Source organism: Streptomyces broussonetiae, from assembly GCF_009796285.1.
GTDB lineage: Bacteria > Actinomycetota > Actinomycetes > Streptomycetales > Streptomycetaceae > Streptomyces > Streptomyces broussonetiae.
The window spans coordinates 821,314-843,140 of the sequence record NZ_CP047020.1 but is presented as its reverse complement, the minus strand read 5'-3'; the positions used below and the strand labels follow the sequence as shown (position 1 = coordinate 843,140).

The following is a 21,827-nucleotide window of genomic DNA, read 5'->3' as shown; positions in this document are numbered from 1 at the left end:
CCTGGCGTTTGCTGTGGTCATGTTCGTGATTGTGCTGAAGTACCGCGCGCCGCTGGAGACGATCGACGCGCTCAAGGACGCTCACTACGCCAACCCCGACGGTGTGTTCGCCAAGGGGATGGCCCGCTGGGCGGGCCCGTTGGAGCCCCGGACGGGCGGGGTGATCATTGCTGAAGGCGAGCGAGCCGCGATCGAGGCGGCGGTCGCCTCCGACCCCTTCGTCAGCAGCGGCGCCGCCACCGCCGACATCCTCGGGTTCCGGCTCGCCTGGACGGCAGAGCCGGCCGCCGTGCCGCGGACGGACGCGGAGTCGCCGGCTGCCGCCGTGCCCCTGGCGCCCGATGCACCCCTGCGCCACGGCGCGCACCGCGACCGGACGGCCGATCACCGGCTCCCGTCGCTCGACCTGCCCGGCCCGCCCGGGCAGGGGTGACCACGCGGACGGGCGGTCGCCGGCACTGCGTTCCGGGCGCCCGGCCTATGCCCGGCTCCTGTCGGTGTCGAGTTGCGGGACCTGCGGCGCTCACCCCAGGTTCACCCACGTCCCCTGCTCGGCGGAGCGTTCCATCGCATCCAGTGCCACCGCGCCGGCCACGGCGTCGCCCAAGGTGGCGCCCACCGGGGTGCCCCCGAGGATGGATCGCAGGAAGCGGTACGCCTCGATCACCTTCAGATCGTCGTAGCTCATGCTGGTGGCTGCCCCCGGCTGGAACGCGGCGTATTCGCCGTGTCCGGGGCCGACGTACACCGTGCTGACCGGCTGGTCCTGGTAGGTGGTGCCGCGGCTGACGGCGAGTTCGCCCATGCGGCGGAAGTCCCAGAAGACGGCACCCTTGGTGCCGTGCACCTCGAAGCCGTAGTTGTTCTGCTCACCGACCGAGACGCGGCAGGCCTCGAGGACGCCACGGGCGCCGGAGGCGAAGCGCAGCAGGCAGCTGACGTAGTCCTCGTTCTCGACCGGCCCGAGTTCGCCGCCGGTGGCGAGGGCGTGACCGGCCGTGGCGCCGGTCGGGCGGGCCCGCTCCGGTACGAAGACGGCGGTGTCGGCGGCCAGCGAGGCGATCTCGCCGAGCAGGTACCGGGCCAGGTCGACGCCGTGCGAGGCGAGGTCGCCCAGCACCCCACTGCCGCCGCGCCGGCGTTCGTAGCGCCAGGTCAGGGCGCCCTGAGGGTGGGCGGCGTAGTCGCTGAACAGCCGGATCCGGACGTGGGTGACCGTGCCGATCTCGCCGGAGGCGATCAGCTCGCGGGCCGTCTCGACCGCGGGTGCGTTGCGGTAGTTGAAGCCGACCGCGCCCTGGACGCCCGCCTTGGCCACTGCGTCGGCCACCGCCCGCGCGTCCTCGGCCGTGAGCCCGACGGGCTTCTCGATCCAGATGTGCTTGCCGGCCTCGGCCATCGCGGTGCCGATCTCGCGGTGCAGGAAGTTCGGGGCCGTGATGCTGACCGCCCGGACCCGGGGATCGGCGGCCACCTCGCGCCAGTCCCGGGTCGCGGAGGCGAAGCCGTACAGCCCGGCGGCCTCCTCGGCCCGGCCGGGGACCTCGTCGGCGACGGCGATCGGTTCCGGCCGTAGGGGCAGCTGGGGGAAGTGATGGGGCACGCGGGCGTACGCCTGCGTGTGCACCCGTCCCATCCAGCCGAATCCCACGACGGCGACGCCGAGCGTATTCACCATGAGCGCCCTTCTTTGGACCGTTCCATAGCCTTGGCGCTCACCATGAACGCTGTTTCTCCTGAATGTCAAGGTCTTTACAGGAGCAGAGGGGATATGGAACGGTCCAGATATGAGCGCTCCGACCATCCGTGACGTCGCCGAGCGGGCCGGCGTGTCCAAATCCCTGGTCTCGCTGGTGCTGCGCGGCTCGGAGGGCGTTCGGCCGGAGAAGCGCGAGGCCGTCCTCGCCGCGGTCGAAGCACTCGGTTACCGGCCCAACGCGGCTGCGCGCAGCCTGAGCGAGCGGCGCACCCGCACGGTGGGGGTGCTGCTCAACGACATGCGCAATCCCTGGTTCGTGGAACTGCTCGACGGCCTGAGCACGCGGCTGTACGACAGCGGCCTGCACATGCTGATGGCCGACGGCCACCTCAACCGGCGCCTCGGCGAGGACCTGACGCGGACCTTCACCGAACTGCGTGTCGACGGCCTGGTCGCCGTCGGCACCCTGCAGGATCCGCAGGCGCTGCGCGCCACGGCCGGTCTGGTCCCCACGGTCGTCGCCGCTACCCGCGAGCCGGTACTGCCCGGCGTGGACATCGTCGCCAACGACGACGAGCACGGGGCCCGGCTGGCCACCGAGCACCTCATCGGCCTGGGCCACCGGCACATCGCCCACATCGCCGGCCAGGGCGCGGTCGGTGACCTGCGCCGACGCAGTTTCGAGGCGGCCATGCGCGAACACGGCCTGGCCGACACGGCGGTCGTGGAACAGGGCGACCTCACCGAGGAGGGCGGCTACCGGGCCACCGTCCGGCTCCTGAGCCGCCCGCAGCGCCCGACGGCCGTCTTCGCGGTCAACGACATGACCTGTGTCGGCGCGCTCTCCGCCGCAGAGGAGACAGGTCTGCAGGTCCCACGGGACCTCTCCCTGGTCGGTTACGACAACACATACCTTTCGCGCCTGCGCCATCTGTGGCTGACCACCGTGGACAACGCCGGCCGCGATGTGGGCCGGCGCGCCGCGCAACGGCTGCTCGACCGGATGGCGGAGCCGGACCGCCCGGGCGAGGTCGACCTCGCCACTCCCTGCCTCGAGGTGAGGGGTACGACCGCCCCGCCGCGCGCCGAGTGCTGACAGCCGAGCCAGGTGCCTGCTTGCGCCGGCCTAGGCGTCGTAGGACGGGACGCGGGCGGCGAGTTCGGCCGCGAAGTGCCGGGCCTGTGCGCCCCAGTCGTGGTCGGTCGTGCCGAAGTGCTGAAGGACGTCGAGCAGTTCGTGTGCCTCCGAAAGGGTGAACAGAGGCAGGCGCGGTTCGGGCGATTCGGGCATGCGCAATGCCGAGGTGGGAAGTGCGTCCATGCCGGAGGCAACGGGCACCGGCCTCGCGGGTTACGGCGTCGGACCATGCCTGCGCAGGGTCTTTGCCGAACGCATGCCCTGGCGCACCGCGCGGCTGCACACCCTTCTGCGCCGGGAGGAGGCTCAGTGCACGCAGAACTCGTTGCCTTCCGGGTCCTGCATCAGGACGGAGAACGAACCCGAGGCCTGCGAGTCCTCGATGCGCAGCCTGGACGCGCCCGCGCTCTCCAGGCGCGCCATCTCGGCGAGGACTCGTTCCTTACGCGTGGCGAACGGGACGGTCCGTCCTCCGCTCACGCCCAGATCGAGGTGCAGCCGGTTCTTGACGGCCTTGGGCTCGGGCACCTGCTGGAACCAGATCCGGGGGCCAACGCCTCGCGGATCGATGACGGAGTCACTGCAGTCTCCGGTGCCCAACTCCTCCTCCGGCAGGCCCTGATCCACCCAGTACGCACGCCAGGTGGCGAACGGCGCAGGCGGCGGCTCGACTTCATACCCCAGCGCAACCGCCCAGAAGGCGACGAGCCGCTCCGGCTCGGCGCAGTCGATGGTCAGCTGAAGTGTGGCGTGGGTGGTCATCCGCCAACCGTACCTGCCGTCTGCGAGGCGAAACCCGTCCCGACTGCCGGGGAGGGGCGGGTGACATGATTGATCTCAGGTTCTCGCAAGGAGTTGAGCTGCTGTGCGCGATTCTCATGCCCCGGCCATCACGGAGTTCCCCGTGGCGGACAAGGAGGCCGGGCCTTACGGCATCACGGCGGGCGCGGACGGTGCCCTGTGGGTCACTTTCGTGCACAGCGGGCGCATCGCGCGTCTGACCCTCGATGGTGAACTCAGGCAATTCCCGCTGGACTTGCCTGCGAGCCGTCCCACCGTGATCACTGCAGGTCCCGACGGAGCCCTGTGGTTCGCCCGCTCCCAGGACCACCGGATCGGCCGCATCACCGTCCACGGCGAGGCCGAGTCCTTTGCCGTGCCGACGGCCGACAGTGGGCCCTTCGGTGTCACCGCGGGCCCGGACGGCGCGGTGTGGTTCACGCAGATGAACACCGATCGGATCGGTCGTATCGGCAGCGACGGACAGATCAGCGAGTTCGCCCTGCCCGGCAGGGGTGCCTTCCCGGCGGCGATCACCACCGGGCCCGACGGAGCCCTGTGGTTCACCCTCAACCAGGCGGACGCGATCGGCCGTATCTCCACCGAGGGGGACACCACCCTGTATCCCCTGCCGACACCCGGCGCCGCGCCCGTCGGTATCACCAGTGACGGTGCCGCCCTGTGGTTCGTCGAGATCGCGGCGGGCCGGATCGGCAGGATCTCGGTGGACGGTGGGATCGAGGAATTTCCCCTGCCCGACCGCGCGGCCAGACCCCACGCCATCGTGGCCGCGTCCACCGGGGAATGCTGGTTCACCGAGTGGGGAGCCAACCGGGTCGGTCGCATCACCGAGAACGGTGAGATCGCCGAGTACGATCTGCCGTCGCCCTCGTCCGAGCCCCACGGCATCACCCTGGGGCCCGACGGTGCCCTCTGGGTGGCCCTGGAGGCGGGAGGGGTCGCGAGGGTCGCACCGTAGCCCGTGGGCCCTCAGGCGGCGGGCGGCCGGGAGCGGGTGACGTCGCCGGCCGGCAGGTGCCCGCTCGCGAAATAGGCGTTGACCGTGGCATCCACGCAGGGGCTGGCGAACGCGCCGTACACCGCGTGCTGGTCCGCCCCGCGCAGGGTCACCAGGCGGGAGCCGGGCCAGTTGCGGTGGACCGTTTCGGCACCGCGGTAGGTGGTGCGCGGGTCATCGGTGGCGTTCACGAGCAGGGCCGACAGGTCACTGCGGATCGTCGTGGGGCAAGGACAGCGGCGAGGAGATCAGGCCGAGACCGTAGCGGGCACCGGGCCAGAGCCGGTCGGGATCCGCCGCCACCGTCCGTCGCATGTGGGTGAGTTGGGAAGCAGCGGGCCGCAGTCGGCCGCCGAGCAGGGCGGAGGCGGAGCGGTTCAGGTCGGCCGGCGTGGACACCAGGGTCCCGCCCACCCCGCCGAAAGTCATGTTCCATGACGTGCCGCCGGTGCGGCGGGCGTCGTCCGCCGTGAGTCGCCGCCTCACGCGCTCTGCACGACCATGCCTGGTCGGTCGGCCTGCTGACGGCAGGGGCTTGGTTCCTCGAGCGGCGAGTCCCGCGTGTCCGCCCCGAGCACCTGCGGCTGGATCTCGCCCTCGGGCGCGTACGTGATCACCCCGGAACCGAACTCGCCTGTCCGGCGGACGACCCGCTCGCCGCGATTCCGGGCGTGTCGACGCTCCCTCAGGAAGATGGACTGCGAGCGGCGTTGCGCATGGCGGTGGCCGAGCACATGCGCCCACTGCCGGCGGTCGTCGGCCGGTCGCCCGGTCGGCCGGCGCGGGGCGCGCCCTCTGTGGGGCATGGTCGGCGACGACCTCGTGTCCGGCATCTGGTACCTCGGCCGGATGCTGGAGCGGGAGGGCGACGCCGTGCGCGCCGCCCCCAAGTCCTGCCGGCCCCGGCCTCCCTGCCCGGACGGCGCCGATTTCCGCCATTTGACCGGCGAGGGCGGGTGGTGCGCACGGCACGCGTACCCGGACCGGTTGCTGCATGTTCTGCGCGATCCGGCCCGCCGAGGCCTGCGTGACCTGCCCCCGCACGAGTGACACGGAGCGGCTGCGCAGGCTGGAAGGCTGAGCGGAGGCAGATCTCCGCGATCTCCTCTCGCTTCCCGGTGTCCGGCGGGTCGTGTCGGACCGCTGGTCGGATCAGGGCAGGATGAGCCGCTCTCCCGGGCGGATCACGTCCGGGTCCGGGCCGATGGTGTTCCGGTTCGTTGTGTACAGCCGTTGCCAGCCGCCCGGAACGGCGGCCTGCCATGCGACGCCGGACAGAGTGTCGCCGTCCTGCACGGTGTACGACGTGCTGCCACGCTGCTGAGTGCGGCCGTGCGAACCGGACGTGGGCGCGGCGTGCCGAGGAGGACTGGGATGTGTGACCGTCCCGCTGTTGCCGCTGTTGCCGCTGTTGCCGCTGTTGCCGCTGTTGCCGCTGTTGCCGCTGCTCCCGCTGCCCCGTGTGAGGTGCGCCCGTACCGAGCAGACCGGCCACGCTCCCGGCCCCTGCCGGGCGAGCACCACCTCCGCCACGGTGATCTGCTCCGCCCGGCTCGCCAGATCGGCCCGGGGAGCGTACGAGGTCCCTCCGTAGGCCACCCAGGTCGGCTGGGTGAACTGCAGTCCGCCGTAGTTGCCGTTGCCGGTGTTGGTGCTCCAGTTGCCGCCGCTTTCGCAGCCGGCGACCCGGTCCCAGGTGCTGCCGGCGGCAGCCTGACCGGTGGCCGGTGCGAGGAGCGGCAGGATGATGCCGAAGCTGCCGAGGGCGAGGGCGGTGCGGAGCGACGGCAGGAGCCGTGGGGGTGCGGTGCGGCGGTGCCGCGGTCGTGCGGTCATAGGCCTTCCTCTCCACTGCGGTTCCCGCCCACCGGCGGTCCCGGCGGGCTGTAGGAAGTACGGCAGTGGGGCCCGGCCGCTCACAAGGCGCGAACAGCTCACGTATCGTCGTGCGCCGTCAAGAGCTACCGCCCGTTTTTGTGACGCCCCGTCAGGTCTACTGGGGTGCGAGCACACAAGTAGGCATGGGTGCACGGAAGTTCGGCTACCGGTTCGTGCCGGTCCCGTGCCGCCGCAGGCCGGGCCCCGGGGCGGCGCATGTTTACGACGGGGCAGTGGCCGCTCCGCCCGGATGGGGCGGGCGGCATGAGACGGTCGCAGTACCGGGCACTGCGGCGAACGGGCCAGGAGGCGCACGCGTTCACCGGACGCGCCATGATCCGCGTCTTGGACAACGTAAGGGGAGGGCCGCATCCGGCAGCGGAGTCAGTGCCGGAGTCGCTCGGCGGCGGCGAACAGTGCGCAGGCGAGCACGATCAGGACGAAGCTCACAACGGCGTTGTAGCCGTCGAGGAACGAGATTCGCCTCAGCAGGCCGACCTGCCAGTGGGTGAACTCCTGCACCAGCCCGAGCACGCCTTGCACCAGGGCGACGAACCCGACTGTTTCCAGCACCTTCTTCATGCACACGATGCTCGCTTCCGGTGCATTCGGACTCTGTCCGCCGTGGGTCGAGGCGACGGCGCCGAAAGTACCTGGTGAGCTCGGGGCGGACAGCCAAAAGTCGATCCGGCTGGAACTTCGGTCGACGACGGGACAGGTGGCCGGGACCGGTCGCGCTCCTCGAGATCCGGAACCCGAGGTCTCGGGGATGCGTCGTACGAGGAGCGGGGGCCGGGGCTCGGGGGCCGTCGGATGCTGGAGCGATCGAGCTGGGCTGGGGGACACACGTGGCAGGAGACTTCTCGAAGAGGTGGGCAGTGGGTTCCGTGACGAGAATCCGTGCCAGAGCCGCCACCGCCGTCGCCGGCTGTGCGGCAGTGGTGGCGGCCGGGGCACTGCTCGGGGTGCCCGGCACGGCACGGGCGGCGTCCACCGCACCGGTGCCGCAGTCGACACCGTCCGCCGTGCACGCCCTGCCGCTTGCCGGTGCCGTGCCCTCTTCCCGGCAACTGTCCCTCCAGGTGTGGCTGAAGCCGGACCTGGCCAAAGCCGCGGCGTTCGCCGACGCGGTCTCCGCTCCGGGCAGCGGCGAGTTCCACCACTATCTGAGCCCGGACGCCTACACCGCCAGGTTCGGTCCCTCCGCCGCACGCGCCAGGGCGGTCGCGGCATGGCTGAGCACCCAGGGGCTGACCGGGGTGAGGGTCGGCCCCGGCCGTGACTACGTCTCGGCGACCGGGCCCGTGTCGAAGGTGCAGTCGGCGTTCCGGGTGCGGATCAACCGCTACCGCACCGAGGACGCGAACGGCAGGCCCACCGAGATCCAGTCCAACGACCGTGACGTGTCGGTGCCGTCCTCGCTCGCGCCCGACGTGCTGGCGGTGACCGGACTGAGCGGCGCCCGGCCGGCCGTGACCCGGACCGCGAGCGCGCCGGAGCCGGGGCGGTCCCCAGCGGCGGTGAAGGCGCCGACGTGCTCCCGGTACTGGGCCGAGCACACTCAGGCCTTCCACCCGGCCTACCAAGGACTGACCAAGGCATCGCTGCCGGTGTGCGGGTACTCCGCCGGCCAGATCCGCGCCGCGTACGGGGCCACGTGGACGGACACCGGCAAAGGCCAGACCGTCGCGCTGACCGAGGACGAGACGCCGACCGCGATGTTCCAGACGCTGCAGGACTACGCGAAGAACAACCACCTGCCCGCGCCGAAGCCCGCCCAGTTCCGGGAGATCAGAACCGGGAGCACCTGCGGCACGACCCCACACGGTGCGGCGCAGTCGCCCGCCGTCAACGACGAGGCGGAGATGGACTCCGAGGCCCTCTACGCCATGGCGCCCGGCGCCGACCAGCTGATGGTGATCGGAGGAGGCTGCGACGAGGACCAGGCACTGCTGGACGCAGCCCTTGCCGTGCTGACGGGCGACGGTAAACATCCCAGTGCCTCCATCGAGTCCAACTCGTGGCAGATCCCGCTGGGCGATGTGCCGGAGCCGACCGTGCACGCCATCGACGTGCGGGCCGCCGCCGAAGGAGTCGGCGTGTACTTCGCCTCCGGTGACACTCCCGGCCTGACCGTCACCGACTCCGACCCCTACGCGGTGGCGGTCGGCGGCACCAGCCTCGGCATCGGGGCGGCGAACGACCGGGTCTTCGAGACCGGGTGGTCCGACGACTACGGATCCCTGGACCACGGCAAGTGGTCCGATCTGGGCATCAGCGGCGGCGGCGGGGGCACGAGCCTCGTCTACGGGCAGCCCGCCTACCAGAAGGGTGTCGTGCCCGCGTCGATGTCGCACGTCCGCATCGGCAAGCGGACCGCCATCGATCGGGCCGTGCCCGACATCGCGGCCGACGGCGATCCCGACACCGGCCTCCTCACCGGGTACACCGAGTCGGAGAGCAGCGGAAAGCCGGGGCCGTACCGGACCGTGGTGAACGCCGGCACGAGCCTGGCGTGCCCGCTGATCGCCGGCCTGGTCGCCGACGCCCAGCAGGGACAGAAGTCGGCGTTCGGCTTCATCAACCCCCTCCTCTACCGACTTGCCGGCACTCGTGCGCTGCACGACGTCCTGCCGGTCGGCCCGCGGACGCCCCAGCAGGACCGGGCCGCCTACCTCCCGGCTGACGGGTCCCAGGACAGCACGGGCGTCGACGTCTTCGACTCCCAGGAACGCGCCTACACCGAGCAGGTCACCGCCAAGGGCTACGACACCATGACGGGAGTCGGCACACCGAACGGCGCCGCCTTCCTCACCGGACTGCGCCACGCCGCACACTGAACGGGCGGGACGGCCGGTCGGCTTCTTCGCTGCGACTGCGACTACTCGTCGTCCGACGCCGCGGTCAACTCGACGTCGAGCACGTCCTCGTTCTGGAACAGATCCGCCGTCAGTCGTGCCGGGTCCTCGGTACCCTCCAACTCCAGCAGCACACGCGCGGCGTCGTCCGTGCGGCCCGGCAGTCGCTCGACCCTCACCTGCGTGATCCGGAACCCGAGGCGCGTGCAGGTCTGCATCAGCCGTGGCAGCAGCGCGGAGCCCGTCCGGTAGGTCAGCCGAGCTTCGAAGGCGGAAGGGACGGTCTCCGGTATCAGGCGGGACGTGAAACGGGGATAACCGCGTACCACCAGGAAGTGCAGGGCCGTCACCGCCAGCGCGAGAAGGGGCAGCCCGCCACCGCAGGCCATGCCGACCGCACTGGTCAGCCAGATGGTGGCGGCCGTCGTCAGACCTCGTACGGCGTCTCGGCGTACGAAGATCAGGCCGCCCCCGATGAACCCGATCCCGGACACGATCTGCGCGGCCACCCGGGAGGGGTCGTAGGAAATGTGCTCCAGCCCGAGCACCGAGGTGAACCCGTGCTGGGAGACCTCCATCATCAGCGCGCTCGCGATCCCGACGAGCGTGTGCGTGCGCAGACCGGCGCTCTTCTGCTGGGCCGCGCGTTCCCAGCCGATCAGGCTCGACAGCAGCAGTGCCAGTGCCAGTTCGGCAAGCTGCCGTGGTCCCTGGCCGTTGTGGATGTCCCACATCGGTGCCGCAAGCTCAGCCCCTGCCATGTACACCTCGCAGCTCGGTCCGTCGATGCGTCGCACCGGCGCCTACCCTGCGGCGAGTCCGCAACGCCACCCGACCCGAACGTGCGGGTTGAGCTGATTCCGCTCTCTTTGCGGGGAAGCCGGCGGTCGTCACCGGGCATCACCGGCCGGCCTTGCAGTGGTCCGGCGGGAAGTTCACGCGTGAAGTCCGCGAAGGCGGTGACGTCTTGACCGGCGGGCTGACCGGCCTTGTGGGCGGCGCCAAGGAATTGCTCGTCGACCTGCGGGTTCACGGCATACGCCCCAGGGCCTGCTGCCCTGCCCGGAGGGCACGCCGAGGTTCGAGTAGCGCAACCCGCAACCCGCAACCCGCCCGGTCGATGGTCCCGTTCGGACCTGCCCAACCGGCGTCTTCAGCAGCCGCTCAAGAGGGCCCGTACCTTGCGCAGGGTCTCCGGGCCGGCGGTGCTGTTCCAGCGTGACGGGTCGGCGGGGCGGCGTCCCCGCAGCCCGATAGGGATCCTCACGCTGGAAGCCCCTCGTCTCCACCGGTGCGCCGTCGAGGAACGCCTGCAGAACCCGGGCCAGTTCCTCGGCATTGCCCGTCTGGTGGACCAGGACGTTCCGCACGGTCCAGGCCTCGCGTCACGTGCCGTCGTCGGGCCGCCGCCCCTGGACAGCGAGGACGAAGGGTGCCAGCTCAGGCAGGGTGTCCTCGACCCGGGACGGAATCATGGGCCATGGGTAGCCCGGCAGGCCGTCGGTCAAACCAGCGTGTCCGAGGCCGATTCCCCCGCCCTCTTCGGCCGCCCCGTCCCTTCCGTCGTCGTTGCGCCTGCAGCGCCTGCAGCGCCTGCAGCTCTCTTTGCCACTCGCGCCGGCCATCCTCTCGCACCGGCGAATCCCCCCGCAGAGGGGTTGTCCTGACAATCACCCGGCACCTAGGGTCACCTCGTACGGAGCAAGCGCTTTCTGTGCGGTGTTCGACTCCGTCTGCCGAGCCCTCAGGAGTGTTGCATGTCCTTGCCCACACCCTGCCGCCGCGTCGCCGTCATCGGCACCGGTGCCATCGTCACCGGCAGCCATCTCCCCGCGCTCAGAGCCCATGCCGGGCGTGTCGAACTCGTCGCCGCCGTCGATGTGGACGAGGGCAGACTGGACGCCTTCCGGAGGGAGGCGGGCGCGCAGGTCGCCGGGTTCACCTCTGCCGAGGCCATGCTCGACGCCGTATGTCCGGACCTGGTGCTCATCGGTACGCCGCCCGCGCTGCACCGCGAGCAGACCGTGGCCGCGCTCGAGGCCGGGGCCTGGGTGCTGTGCGAGAAGCCGCTGTGTCTGTCGCTCGCCGAGTACGACGACATGGCCGCTGCGGAGAAGGCTTCCGGTGCCTATGCCTCGGTGGTGTTCCAGCACCGCTACGGCTCCGGCGCCGTACACGCCCGGCAGCTGATCGCGAGCGGCGAGCTGGGTGCCCCGCTGGTGGCGCACTGCCAGACCACCTGGCACCGGGATGCCGGCTACTACGCCGTACCGTGGCGCGGCCGTTGGGCGAGCGAGGGCGGCGGGCCGACCATGGGGCACGGAATCCACCAGTACGACCTGCTGCTGCACCTGCTCGGTGAGTGGGAGGAGGTACGGGCCATGGCGGCGCGGCTGGTCCACGACGTCGAGAGCGAGGACGTCTCCACCGCCCTGGTCCGCTTCCGCGGCGGCACGCTCGCCACCGTCGTGAACAGCGTCCTGTCCCCGCACGAGGTCAGTCGCGTCCGCGTCGACTGCGCCGATGCCACGCTGGAACTGACCCACCTGTACGGACACGGCAACGACGACTGGGTCTACACCCCCGCCCCGCACGTCGACGCCGAGCGGGCCGCGGCCTGGCGCACCCCCGCCGCCGACCTGCCCAGCTCGCACGCCGCCCAACTCGGTGCCCTTCTGGACGCGTTCGACCGCGGTGAGCGGCCTCCGGGCAGCGGCTCGACCGCCCGCGCCACCCTGGAGTTCGCGGCCGCCCTCTACAAGGCGGCGTTCACCGGACAGCCGGTGCGGACGGGCGAGATCTGCCCCGGTGATCCCTACTACGCGGCCATGCACGGCGACCACCCCGACTGGGCCCCCAAGGAGCGCGCATGAGCATCCGAGTCAGCCATGTCCACGGCGAGCACCTCGCGGTCGAGGCGCCGAACGGTACCGAGATTCTCCGGTACGTCTACCGCCCCGACCCGGACGCCTTCGAAGCCCGCAAACCCTATGCCCACCCCGTACGCACCCTCGCCGGTCGTACGGTGACCGGATACCGGCCCAGTGACCACCGCTGGCACAAGGGCCTTCAGATGACGGCCAGTCATCTGTCGGGGCAGAACTTCTGGGGCGGCAACTGCTATGTGCACGGCCAGGGATACCTCCGCCTGCCCGACCAGGTCGGCTCCATGCGGCACGACGGCTTCACCGGCCTCACCGTCACCGACGAACGCCTCGATGCCACCGAGGAGTTGACCTGGGTCGAGAACGGCGGCCGGGAATGGGCCCGTGAGGTACGCGGCCTCGCCGTACACACCGTGGACGAGGAGGCCGGCGCCTGGACCCTGGACTGGGCCATAGCGCTCACCAACGTCCATGACGAGCCCCTGCTGTTCGGCTCGCCCACCACCGCGGGCCGCGAGATGGCCGGTTACACCGGACTGCAGTGGCGCGGCCCACGCGACTTCACCGGCGGCGGTGTGTTCACGCCCGACTCCGAACCGGGCATCGATGCCGCCAAGGTGATGGGCAGTCAGGGCCCGTGGCTGGCCTTCACCACCGAACACGACGAGACCGACGGCCACTCCACCCTCGTCTTCGCGCATGCCCCGGAGAACCTGGACGAGTCGTCCGCGATCCACGCCTCACACTGGTTCGTCCGCTCCGAGCCGATCCCGACGGTCGCCTTCTCCTGGGCGTTCTTCGAGGAGTTCGCCCTGCCGCCGGGGGAGAGCTTCGGCTACCGCTACCGGGTTGTGATCGCCGACGGTGCCTGGGACCGCGACCGGGTGGGCCGCCATCTGGAGGACCTGCCGTGGTGAGCGATGCGAAGCCCGTCCCGTCCCTTCCGCTGCCCGGGGCCGTGGGCCTGTCGCACCTGAACGCCTACGAGTGGGAGGCCGCCGACGGCGTCCGCGGCGGCAGCCCCCATCTGCATCTGGTGTGCACCGAGGCGTACGTCGTCACCGGTGGCCGGGGCGCGGTGCAGACGCTGAGCCCCGACGGATACCGGGACATCCCGCTGGGGCCCGGCTCCCTCGCCTGGTTCACCCCGGGCACCGTGCACCGCATGGTGCAGGGCGGCGACCTGCGGATCACGGTGCTCATGCAGAACAGCGGCCTGCCCGAGGCCGGGGACGCCGTGTTCACCTTTCCGCCCGAGGTGCTCGCCGACCCCGAGCGGTATGCGGCGGCGGCCACAGTGCCACCGGGCACGGGTGCGGACACCGAGGCCGCCGCCCGGCGCCGCCGGGACCTGGCCGTCGAGGGCTACCTGACCCTGCGCGAGGCCCTGATCGCCGGGGACGCCGGCCCGTACCGCTCCTTCCAGGAGGCCGCCGCCCGCCTGGTCCGCGCCCGGGTCTCCGCATGGCGCGAGCTGTGGCGGGCCGGCGCCCTCGCCACCGCCGAACGCACCGGCGCTCAGCTCGACGCCCTGGAATCCGGTGACCCCGCCTACCTCGCCGACGCAACCGCGTACCAGAGCGAGCCGAGCCGACGGGGCGGCTTCGGGATGTGCGGACGCCGGGACGAGTACGCCCTGCCCGGCACGACGCCGCCGTACGACGACAGGCCCACGGGCTGACAGCCGGCCGGCTGCATCGAGTGGGGAGACGCTCCCGAGGAGAGGAAGAGGTGACCTCGGCATGCCCGGACACAGGACAAAGAGGTTCTGCGTGACGGCCGCCGCACTCGCCCTGTGCGCGATGCCGGCCGGCTGCGGCGGATCCGGGGAGTCGGCCGGTGGCGGCAGGATCGTGCTGCGCTACACGTGGTGGGGCAACCCCGACCGCGCCGAGCGCACCGAGAAGGCCGTCGCCCTGTTCGAACAAAGGCATCCGAACGTACGGGTGCAGACGTCGTTCTCCGGCTACGACGCCTACAAACAGAAGCTCGCCACGCAGGCTGCCGGCGGCGACGCACCCGATGTGATGCAGCTCGACTACCGGCAGATCGACCAGTACGCCTCCGGCGGCGTCCTGCTCGACCTCGCGCGGCAGCAGAGCGTGCTGCACACCGCCGGCATCGACGCCGGACTGCTGGCGACCGGCCGGGTGCACGGCGCCCAGTACGCCGTGCCGCAGGGCCGCGGCACCGAGACCGTCGCCTACGACGTCCAGGGCTGGCGGCGCTCCGGGGTGCCGCTGCCCGGCCGGGCCTGGACCTGGGAGCAGTGGGCCGACGCGATGCGCGCGCTGGCGCAGAAGACCGGGAAGCCGGGCGGCACCGACCCCGGGCAGAGCGAGGACGCCTTCGAGGTCTGGCTGCGCGGCCGGGGCAAGTCCCTCTACACCGACGACCGCAAGCTCGGCTTCACCGCGGCCGACCTCACCCGCTGGTGGACCTTCACCGACCGGCTGCGCCGCGAGGGCGCCGTGTCGCCGGCCGAGCAGACCACCCAGCTGGACGGATCCGTCGAGAACACCCCGCTCGGCCGCGGCAAGGCCACCTCCGACGCCAACTGGGACGCCCCCGCCAGCGGCTTCGGCGCCCTCGTCAAGGGTGGGGTGGCGCTGGCGCCGATGCCGTCCGGCGCGGACGGCACCCCCGGCCAGTACTTCAAGCCGTCGATGTTCCTCGGTACCGCGGCCCACACGGGTCACCCGGCCCAGGCCGCGCAGCTCGTCGACTTCCTCGTCAACGACCCCGATGTGGCGAGGATCCTCGGCGCCACCCGCGGCATCCCCGTCAACGAGGCGGTCCGCAGGGAGATCGGACCGCTGCTGACCGGCTTCGACAAGACCATCGCCGACTACCAGTCCTCCCTGGAAGGCACCCTCAAGGACCCGCCGCAGGCACCGCCCTCCGGCGACAACGCCTTGCAGACCACCTTCCAGCGCGACTACGACCAGGTGTCGTACGAGCGCATGTCGCCGCGCAAGGCGGCCGCGAACTATGTCACCGAGGCGAAGGCGGAGCTGAGGTCATGACCACCACCGGCATCCACACGCCCACCGCCCGCCGGTCCGCCGCCACGGCGCAGCGCCGCCCGAGGCGTGAACGCCAGGGCGCCGCCTGGGTGTTCCTGTCTCCATGGGTGCTCGGCGCGACCGTCCTCACCCTGCTGCCGATGGCCGTGTCGCTGTACCTGTCGTTCACCGACTACGACCTGTTCAACCCGCCGCACTGGGTGGGCCTGCGCAACTACGTCCAGATGTTCACCGAGGACCCGCGCTACTGGCGCTCGGTGCTGACGACCCTCACCTATGTCGTCGTCGCCGTACCCCTCCAGCTCGCCCTTGCGCTGGTGGTCGCCCTCGCTCTGAAGGGCATGAAACGCGGCAAGGGCTTCTACCGCTCCGCGTTCTACGCCCCCTCGCTGCTGGGTGCGTCGATGTCCGTCGCCCTGGTGTGGCGTGCGGTCTTCAACGACGGCGGCACCGTGGACCATCTGCTCGGCACCGGCGGCTGGGCCGACAAGCCGGGCTGGGCGCTGCTCGCCGTCGCCCTGCTGACCGTGTGGCAGTTCGGCGCCCCCATGGTCATCTTCCTCGCCGGGCTCCAGCAGATACCCGCCGAGCTGTACGAGGCCGCATCCGTCGACGGGGCCGGAAAATGGCGGCAGTTCGTCTCGGTCACCGTGCCGATGCTGTCCCCGGTGCTGTTCTTCAACCTGGTCCTGCAGACCATCCAGGCGTTCCAGGTCTTCACTCCCGCCTTCGCGATCAGCGCCGGCAAGGGCGGCCCCGCCGACTCCACGCTCGTGTACACCCTGTACCTCTACGACCGGGGCTTCGTCGCCTCCCACATGGGCTACGCCTCCGCCATGGCCTGGGTCCTGCTGCTCGCCATCGGCGCCGTCACCGCAGTCCTCTTCCGTACCTCACGGACCTGGGTCTTCTACGCCTCCGAGGGGGAGCGATGACCACAACCGCCCTGCCCCGCAAGCGTGTTGCCTGGGGGCGCGTGGCCCTGCACGCCGGCTGCCTGGCCGCGCTGCTCGTCATGCTGTACCCGCTGGCCTGGCTGCTCGCCACCTCACTCAAGCCCGCGAACGAGGTCATCGCCAGCCTCAACCTGTTGCCCAGCCACCTCGAGTGGTCGAACTACAGCACCGCCCTGCAGGGCGTGAACGGCGTCTCCGTCTGGCGACTGCTCGGCAACTCGCTGCTGATCGCGGGCGGCGCCGTCCTCGGCAACGTCCTGAGCTGCTCCCTGGCCGCCTATGCTTTCGCGCGGCTGCGCTTCCGGATGCGCCGCCCCCTGTTCGCCTTCATGATCGCCACGATCATGCTCCCGCACCACGCGGTCCTGATCCCGCAGTACATCATCTTCAACAAGCTCGGCCTGGTGAACACCTACTGGCCGTTGATCCTGCCGAAGTTCCTCGCCACGGAGGCCTTCTTCGTCTTCCTCATCGTGCAGTTCATGCGTGGCCTGCCCCGCGAACTGGAGGAGGCCGCCCGCATCGACGGCTGCGGCCCCTTCCGCAGCTTCTTCGCCATCGTCCTGCCGCTGACCCGCCCCGCCCTGATCACCACGGCGATCTTCACGTTCATCTGGACCTGGAACGACTTCTTCACCCAGCTCATCTATCTCTTCGACCCCGGCAAGTTCACCCTCACCCTGGCGCTGCGCTCCTTCGTGGACGCCTCCAGCCAGTCGTCGTTCGGCCCGATGTTCGCGATGTCGGTGATCGCCCTGCTGCCGATCGTGCTCTTCTTCCTCGCCTTCCAGCGCTTTCTTGTGGAGGGCATGGCCAGCTCCGGACTCAAGGGGTGAGCACGATGTCCCAGACCCGCACCCGGGAACCGGGCGAGCTGTTCGGCTCCAGGATGACCCTGTTCGCCGACATGCTCAGTGTCGGCCTCGCCACCACCGTGGCCTGTCTGCCGTTGCTGACCGCACCGGCCGCCCTGTCCACGGCCTGCGCGGTGCTGCGCGGTGCGGGGGAGGGGCGCCCTGCCACCGCCGGACGGTACGCGACGCTGCTGCGCCGGCGCCTCGGCCTCGCCGACCTGGCGGCGGGCGCCCTGGCGCTGGCCGTACTGCTCCTGTCCACCGCGGACCTGGCCCTGGCCCGCACCGGCCTGCCCGGCGGCCCGCTCTTCACTCGCGCCGCCACCGTGATCGCGACCGGGGCCGTGCTGATCGGCCTGCGCACCTGCGCCCGCCCCGAGTCCCTCACCGGCTGGAGAAGGGCCCTGCGCGCCGCCGCCCACGACACGGTCCACGACCCCGGCGGCACCGCCCTGATCCTGTTGGCGCTGGTCACGGCCGCTGCCGGCGCCTGGGCACTGCCGCCGCTGGTCTTTCTCACCCCTGGTCCGTTGGCCTTGGCACTGACCGCGGTCGACGTGCGGCTCGTGGCGCGACGGAACTGATGCCCGAGGAGCAGTGCCGGTGCTGCACCGGCGAGGGCAGGGGCGGGGTGCACGGGCCGGTGGGTACAGCTGCGGGGACGGGTGCGGGCACGGCGGTCCGGGCGTGGGCCAGGCCGGAGAGGGGGGAGGGGTGTGAGCGGCATATGGAGGTTTGGCCCCCGCTGGTCCGCCGCCCCGGGAGTGGCGGACCAGCGCCACTGAAGGCGCCATCGCGGGGTAACCGGAACCTACGCTTCCATACGGCGTGACGGAAGCCCTACCACCGTGTGGTCCAGCTCACAGTGCTCCGGCTGCCGAGTCACGCCTCGTGGCGGTTCCGGTGCGGCCGAGGGGGATGCCGCGCCGAACTCCTCGTCCGTGCGGGCGACGGCCCCATGCCAGACCCGGCTCCGGTGGCGAGCGCGGCCCTGCTCTGGAACTGGGTCATGACCTCTGCCCCTTCCGCCAATTCGCCCGCAGGCGGGCTGGACCGGGTCGTCATGCGGAGTCGGCGGAGAGTGTCTTCATGGTGACGTAGCTGGTCACCATGGCCACGCCGGGCAGGTCGGCCAGCCGGTTGGCGTGGAAGTCCTCGTAGGCGGGCAGGTCGGCGACCTCGACCTGGAGCAAGTAGTCGTAGTTGCCCGTCACGTGATGGCTGTGGACCACCTCGGGCAGTTGGGTGACCGCGCGCTCGAATGCGACCACGTTCCCGGCGGTGTGCCTGGACCGAGGCCTCCGTGCGTCAGGTCGGCAGCCGGGCCCGCAGCCACGAGCAGGCGCGCCGGCCCCGGTACGACGCGTCCGCCGAGGTACGACGCAAGGTCACCGACGAGTTCCTGGCCGCCTGCGTCGGCGGGGACATCAACCGGATGATGGCCCGGCTCGCTCCCGACGTGACCGCATGGACCGACGGTGGCGGAAAGATCCGTGCGGCGCTGCGCCCGATCTTCGGCGCCGACAAGGTGGCCCGCTGGATCCGCAGCGTCATCTCCACCTCGATCCCGGACGCCGGCGTGCAGGAAGTACTGGTCAACGGCCGCCCGGGCCACCTTTTCATTTCGGGCGCCCGTCCGGACCCGGTGGCGTGCTGCGACATCGAGGAGGACGGCACCATCAGTGCCATCCGTCTGATCCGCAACCCCGACAAGCTCACCCGCGTCGAGACAGCCGACTGAGGCTGTCGCTTCCGGTGTGAACGGGCGTCACACCCTCAACCGTTCCGGGATGTTGGGAAAGCGGTTACCGAAGCGTAGCGACGGGTCGCATTTCCCTTCTAGGCTCTACGCGGACCGCCGGGCACCATGAAAGGAGTTGGCATGGCCATGATTGCCCGAAGGGTGTGGGCTGCCGACGCGCCCGGCGCGCAGGCGGTGGACCCCCGCGCCCGCGAGACCGCCCTGCGCCCCTGGTTCGTGGTGTTCGACGCGGACGTGGCCACCCGGGTGTGCGACGGCGACACCCCGCGGTACGACACCCCTCGCGGCGAGGCGCTCGGCCGTGACTGACGCCCCGCGCTCCCGCACGCTCCTGCGCATGCTGGCGGCCGGGGCCATGGCCGTCGCCCTCGCGCTGCCCGGCCAACTCGCCCCGGCGGCACGGGCGGTGACGGCCGTGTCCGACCCCGTGGCGCTGGTCAACCCCTACATCGGCTCCGGCGCCAACAGCGACTTCAGCGCCGGGAACACCTTCCCCGGCGCCGACGTCCCGCACGGCATGCTGCAGTGGTCCCCGGACACCACCTCGCGCCCCAAGGGCGGCGGGTACAACCACGCCGACTCGGCCGTCTCCGGCTTCAGCCTCACCCACGTCTCCGGTGTCGGCTGCGACGCGGCCGGGGACCTGCCCATCCTGCCGGTGGTCGGCCCGATCGGCTCCGACCCCGGCTCCACCACGGAGTCGTTCTCGCACGCGAACGAGACGGCGGCACCCGGCTTCTACTCCGTCTCCCTCGGCAACAGCACCGGTGTGGCGCTCACCACCGCCACGCACGCGGGGATCGGCCGGTTCACCTTTCCCGCCTCCCCCCAGGCCGACCTGCTGCTGAAGCTGAACGACACACAGACCCCGTACGCCTCCTCGACGCTGGACGTGACGGGCGGTGACACGGTGACCGGCTCGGTGACCAGCACCGGATTCTGTGAGGCGACCAACCCCTTCACCGTCTACTTCGCCCTCACCTTCGACCACCCCTTCACCGCCACCGGCGGTTACAGCGGCGGCGAATACCTCACCTTCGACACCACGAGCAGCCGGACGGTCGAAGCCCGGGTCGGCATCTCCTACACGTCGGCGGCCGAGGCGGCCGCCAACCGGGACGCCGAGGTCACCGGCAAGAGCTTCGCCGACGTGAAGTCCGCCGCGACGACGCTGTGGCGCAACGCACTGTCGAAGATCACGGTCAGCGGCGGCACCAGCGACCAGCAGACCGTCTTCTACACCGCCCTCTACCACGCCTCGCTCTTCCCCAGCGTGGTGAGCGACGCCGACGGCTCGTACCGCGGCTTCGACGACGCCGTGCACACCGTGACCTCCGGCCACAGCGCCCAGTACACCGACTTCTCCAACTGGGACACCTACCGTTCCCAGGCGCAGCTCACGGCGCTGCTCGACCCGTCGGCCGCCTCCGACATGGCACAGTCGATCGTCGACGACTACAGACAGGGCGGCACCCTGACCAAGTGGGGTATGGCCACCGGTGAGACGCACATCATGGTCGGCGACCCGGCCGTGCCCGTGCTGGCCGACTACTACGCCTTCGGCGCACGGAACTTCGACACCGCCACGGCCCTGTCCGCCATGATCGAGGAGCAGACCACCGACACCGACGTCACACCCGGTGTGACGTACCTGGACTCCTTCGGCTACCTGCCGACCAACTCGCTCTACGGCTGCTGCCACGAGTACGCCACCACTTCGACCCAACTCGAGTACGACACGGACGACTTCGCCCTTTCGGTGTTCGCAGGCGAACTCGGCGACAACGCGAACCAGAGGAAGTTCCAGGATCGGGCGCAGGACTGGGAGAACATCTTCAACACCTCCTCCGGCTACATCCAGCCACGGCACTCCAACGGCCGTTGGATGGACGGTTTCGACGCCAAGCTGATCACCGGCACCTCGACCAACGACTTCGCCGAGGGGGATGCCTTCACCTACACGCCGATGATCCCGTTCAACCTCGCCGGGCTGGCGTCCCGGGAGGGCGGCACCTCATCGCTGGCGTCGTACCTGGACAGCGTGCTCAGCGGCTACCAGGGCCTGGGCAGTGTCATCGGCACCCAGTCGAACATGGGCAACGAACCCGGCATCGCACTGCCGTGGGAGTACGACTGGGTCGGCGAGCCGTACAGGACGCAGGCCACGGTGCGCGCCGTCCAGGACCAGCTGTGGACCGACGCGTCCGGCGGCGAGCCCGGCAACGACGACCTCGGCGAGATGAGCGCCTGGTACGTCTGGTCCGCGCTCGGGCTCTACCCGGAAATACCGGGCACCGCCGACCTCGCCATCGGCAGCCCCGAGTTCACCTCGGCCGTCGTCACCGCGGGCGGGCACACGTTGACCGTGAACGCCCCTGCCGCGGCGGACAGTTCGCCGTACGTCCAGGCCCTGGCCCTGAACGGAACTGCCTGGAACAGGCCCTACCTGCCGGCCTCGTACGCCGGCTCCTCCGCCGAGCTGGACTTCACTCTCTCCCCGAGCCCCGACACCCAGTGGGCGGCGGCTGCCTCGGCCGCACCACCGTCGTACGCCGGAACCCCGGGTACGGGAGCGGCTCGGCCCAGCGGCCCGCTCCTCGAGACCGCCACCGGCAAGTGCGCCGACGACGCCGGTGCCGGTACCTCCAACGGCACGGCCATCCAGATCCACGGCTGCAACGGCACCGACGCGCAGACCTGGACCGTCGTCCCCGACGGCACGCTCCAGGTCCTGAACGACTGCATGGACGTCACCGACGGAGCGACCACCTCCGGTACGAGGATCCAGCTCCACACCTGCAACGGCACCCGGGCCCAGCAGTGGCGGCCGGACCGTGCGGGCGAACTCGTCAACCCCGTCTCCGGCCTCTGCCTCACCGACTCGAGCAACGGAGCGAGTGACAAGACCCAGTTGACCCTCGCCGCCTGCGCGGGCAGCGTCGGCCAACACTGGACCGCGCCCTCGTAGGACGT

General features: G+C 71.0%; 23 protein-coding genes and 2 pseudogenes. 15 read left to right on the top strand and 10 right to left on the bottom strand.

What is annotated here, in order from left to right; all coding sequences use genetic code 11:
• Nucleotides 1-19 precede the first annotated feature (19 nt).
• Entirely contained in the window at nucleotides 20-433 is a 414-nt protein-coding gene (locus GQF42_RS04070) for a YciI family protein (RefSeq protein ID WP_158917710.1), read from the top strand.
• 90 nt (nucleotides 434-523) lie between these two features.
• Here the strand turns inward: GQF42_RS04070 and GQF42_RS04065 are convergent, their stop codons facing one another.
• A complete protein-coding gene (locus GQF42_RS04065; protein WP_158917708.1) occupies nucleotides 524-1,678 on the bottom strand; it encodes a Gfo/Idh/MocA family protein in 1,155 nt (384 codons plus the stop codon).
• Between the two features lie 109 nt (nucleotides 1,679-1,787).
• Here GQF42_RS04065 and GQF42_RS04060 point away from each other — a divergent pair, with 109 nt between their 5' ends.
• On the top strand, nucleotides 1,788-2,795 hold the full coding sequence (locus GQF42_RS04060) for a LacI family DNA-binding transcriptional regulator (protein ID WP_158917706.1): 1,008 nt from the start codon (nucleotides 1,788-1,790) through the stop codon (nucleotides 2,793-2,795).
• 30 nt (nucleotides 2,796-2,825) lie between these two features.
• On the opposite strand, the gene GQF42_RS04055 is transcribed toward GQF42_RS04060, so the two are convergent.
• Entirely contained in the window at nucleotides 2,826-2,990 is a 165-nt protein-coding gene (locus GQF42_RS04055) for a hypothetical protein (protein WP_233273225.1), read from the bottom strand.
• A 153-nt stretch (nucleotides 2,991-3,143) separates the two neighbouring features.
• Complete coding sequence (locus GQF42_RS04050) at nucleotides 3,144-3,599, bottom strand: VOC family protein (RefSeq protein ID WP_158917702.1); 456 nt, start codon at nucleotides 3,597-3,599, stop codon at nucleotides 3,144-3,146.
• A 103-nt stretch (nucleotides 3,600-3,702) separates the two neighbouring features.
• Between GQF42_RS04050 and GQF42_RS04045 the strand changes: the two genes are divergently transcribed.
• Nucleotides 3,703-4,596 carry a Vgb family protein gene (locus tag GQF42_RS04045; RefSeq protein WP_158917700.1) on the top strand — a complete coding sequence of 298 codons (894 nt, stop codon included), beginning with the start codon at nucleotides 3,703-3,705 and terminating at the stop codon, nucleotides 4,594-4,596.
• Nucleotides 4,597-4,607: 11 nt separating this feature from the next.
• Here GQF42_RS04045 and GQF42_RS04040 read toward each other — a convergent pair.
• The 3 genes and pseudogenes from GQF42_RS04040 to GQF42_RS04030 all read right to left on the bottom strand — a co-directional run.
• Nucleotides 4,608-4,862 (bottom strand): annotated as a pseudogene (locus GQF42_RS04040) (alpha/beta hydrolase); the annotation flags it as partial.
• Nucleotides 4,863-4,866: 4 nt separating this feature from the next.
• Nucleotides 4,867-5,091, bottom strand: a pseudogene (locus GQF42_RS04035) (peptidase); the annotation flags it as partial.
• A gap of 26 nt (nucleotides 5,092-5,117) precedes the next feature.
• Nucleotides 5,118-5,441 carry a hypothetical protein gene (locus tag GQF42_RS04030; RefSeq protein WP_158917698.1) on the bottom strand — a complete coding sequence of 108 codons (324 nt, stop codon included), beginning with the start codon at nucleotides 5,439-5,441 and terminating at the stop codon, nucleotides 5,118-5,120.
• Between GQF42_RS04030 and GQF42_RS04025 the strand changes: the two genes are divergently transcribed.
• On the top strand, nucleotides 5,440-5,685 hold the full coding sequence (locus GQF42_RS04025; protein WP_158917696.1) for a hypothetical protein: 246 nt from the start codon (nucleotides 5,440-5,442) through the stop codon (nucleotides 5,683-5,685). The two genes, GQF42_RS04030 and GQF42_RS04025, sit on opposite strands and share 2 nt — an antisense overlap.
• Nucleotides 5,686-5,787: 102 nt before the next feature.
• Here the strand turns inward: GQF42_RS04025 and GQF42_RS47205 are convergent, their stop codons facing one another.
• Nucleotides 5,788-6,471: a transglycosylase family protein gene (locus GQF42_RS47205; protein WP_158917694.1), complete on the bottom strand. Its 684-nt coding sequence runs from the start codon at nucleotides 6,469-6,471 to the stop codon at nucleotides 5,788-5,790.
• Nucleotides 6,472-6,897: 426 nt separating this feature from the next.
• Nucleotides 6,898-7,095: a hypothetical protein gene (locus tag GQF42_RS04015; RefSeq protein WP_158917692.1), complete on the bottom strand. Its 198-nt coding sequence runs from the start codon at nucleotides 7,093-7,095 to the stop codon at nucleotides 6,898-6,900.
• Nucleotides 7,096-7,400: 305 nt separating this feature from the next.
• Between GQF42_RS04015 and GQF42_RS04010 the strand changes: the two genes are divergently transcribed.
• Nucleotides 7,401-9,353, top strand: coding sequence for a S53 family peptidase (locus tag GQF42_RS04010; RefSeq protein ID WP_233273224.1), 1,953 nt, complete (start codon nucleotides 7,401-7,403; stop codon nucleotides 9,351-9,353).
• Between the two features lie 41 nt (nucleotides 9,354-9,394).
• Here GQF42_RS04010 and GQF42_RS04005 read toward each other — a convergent pair whose 3' ends face one another.
• Nucleotides 9,395-10,132, bottom strand: coding sequence for an MgtC/SapB family protein (locus tag GQF42_RS04005; protein ID WP_158917690.1), 738 nt, complete (start codon nucleotides 10,130-10,132; stop codon nucleotides 9,395-9,397).
• Between the two features lie 996 nt (nucleotides 10,133-11,128).
• Here GQF42_RS04005 and GQF42_RS04000 point away from each other — a divergent pair.
• The 7 genes from GQF42_RS04000 (at nucleotide 11,129) to GQF42_RS03970 (ending at nucleotide 17,676) form a co-directional block, all read left to right on the top strand.
• Complete coding sequence (locus GQF42_RS04000) at nucleotides 11,129-12,244, top strand: Gfo/Idh/MocA family protein (protein WP_158917688.1); 1,116 nt, start codon at nucleotides 11,129-11,131, stop codon at nucleotides 12,242-12,244.
• Nucleotides 12,241-13,173: a DUF6807 domain-containing protein gene (locus GQF42_RS03995; RefSeq protein ID WP_158917686.1), complete on the top strand. Its 933-nt coding sequence runs from the start codon at nucleotides 12,241-12,243 to the stop codon at nucleotides 13,171-13,173. The genes GQF42_RS04000 and GQF42_RS03995 overlap by 4 nt, the downstream gene beginning before the upstream one ends.
• A complete protein-coding gene (locus GQF42_RS03990) occupies nucleotides 13,167-13,937 on the top strand; it encodes a cupin domain-containing protein (RefSeq protein ID WP_158917684.1) in 771 nt (256 codons plus the stop codon). The genes GQF42_RS03995 and GQF42_RS03990 overlap by 7 nt, the downstream gene beginning before the upstream one ends.
• A gap of 61 nt (nucleotides 13,938-13,998) precedes the next feature.
• Nucleotides 13,999-15,282, top strand: coding sequence for an ABC transporter substrate-binding protein (locus tag GQF42_RS03985; protein ID WP_158917682.1), 1,284 nt, complete (start codon nucleotides 13,999-14,001; stop codon nucleotides 15,280-15,282).
• Nucleotides 15,279-16,217 carry a carbohydrate ABC transporter permease gene (locus tag GQF42_RS03980; protein WP_158917680.1) on the top strand — a complete coding sequence of 313 codons (939 nt, stop codon included), beginning with the start codon at nucleotides 15,279-15,281 and terminating at the stop codon, nucleotides 16,215-16,217. Before GQF42_RS03985 ends, GQF42_RS03980 begins: the two co-directional genes overlap by 4 nt.
• Nucleotides 16,214-17,074 carry a carbohydrate ABC transporter permease gene (locus GQF42_RS03975; RefSeq protein ID WP_158917678.1) on the top strand — a complete coding sequence of 287 codons (861 nt, stop codon included), beginning with the start codon at nucleotides 16,214-16,216 and terminating at the stop codon, nucleotides 17,072-17,074. Before GQF42_RS03980 ends, GQF42_RS03975 begins: the two co-directional genes overlap by 4 nt.
• 5 nt (nucleotides 17,075-17,079) lie before the next feature.
• Nucleotides 17,080-17,676: a hypothetical protein gene (locus GQF42_RS03970; protein ID WP_158917676.1), complete on the top strand. Its 597-nt coding sequence runs from the start codon at nucleotides 17,080-17,082 to the stop codon at nucleotides 17,674-17,676.
• Between the two features lie 477 nt (nucleotides 17,677-18,153).
• On the opposite strand, the gene GQF42_RS03965 is transcribed toward GQF42_RS03970, so the two are convergent.
• Nucleotides 18,154-18,363 (bottom strand): Lrp/AsnC ligand binding domain-containing protein, encoded by a 210-nt coding sequence (locus GQF42_RS03965; RefSeq protein WP_233273223.1) that lies wholly within the window; start codon nucleotides 18,361-18,363, stop codon nucleotides 18,154-18,156.
• A 32-nt stretch (nucleotides 18,364-18,395) separates the two neighbouring features.
• Between GQF42_RS03965 and GQF42_RS03960 the strand changes: the two genes are divergently transcribed.
• The 3 genes from GQF42_RS03960 to GQF42_RS03950 all read left to right on the top strand — a co-directional run bounded on the left by GQF42_RS03960 (nucleotide 18,396) and on the right by GQF42_RS03950 (nucleotide 21,822).
• Nucleotides 18,396-18,833 (top strand): sigma-70 family RNA polymerase sigma factor family protein, encoded by a 438-nt coding sequence (locus tag GQF42_RS03960; protein WP_158917674.1) that lies wholly within the window; start codon nucleotides 18,396-18,398, stop codon nucleotides 18,831-18,833.
• Nucleotides 18,834-18,974: 141 nt separating this feature from the next.
• Nucleotides 18,975-19,163: a hypothetical protein gene (locus GQF42_RS03955; RefSeq protein ID WP_158917672.1), complete on the top strand. Its 189-nt coding sequence runs from the start codon at nucleotides 18,975-18,977 to the stop codon at nucleotides 19,161-19,163.
• Nucleotides 19,156-21,822, top strand: a complete 2,667-nt coding sequence (locus GQF42_RS03950) for a lectin (protein ID WP_158917670.1) — start codon at nucleotides 19,156-19,158, stop codon at nucleotides 21,820-21,822. Before GQF42_RS03955 ends, GQF42_RS03950 begins: the two co-directional genes overlap by 8 nt.
• The last annotated feature ends 5 nt before the right edge of the window (nucleotides 21,823-21,827 follow it).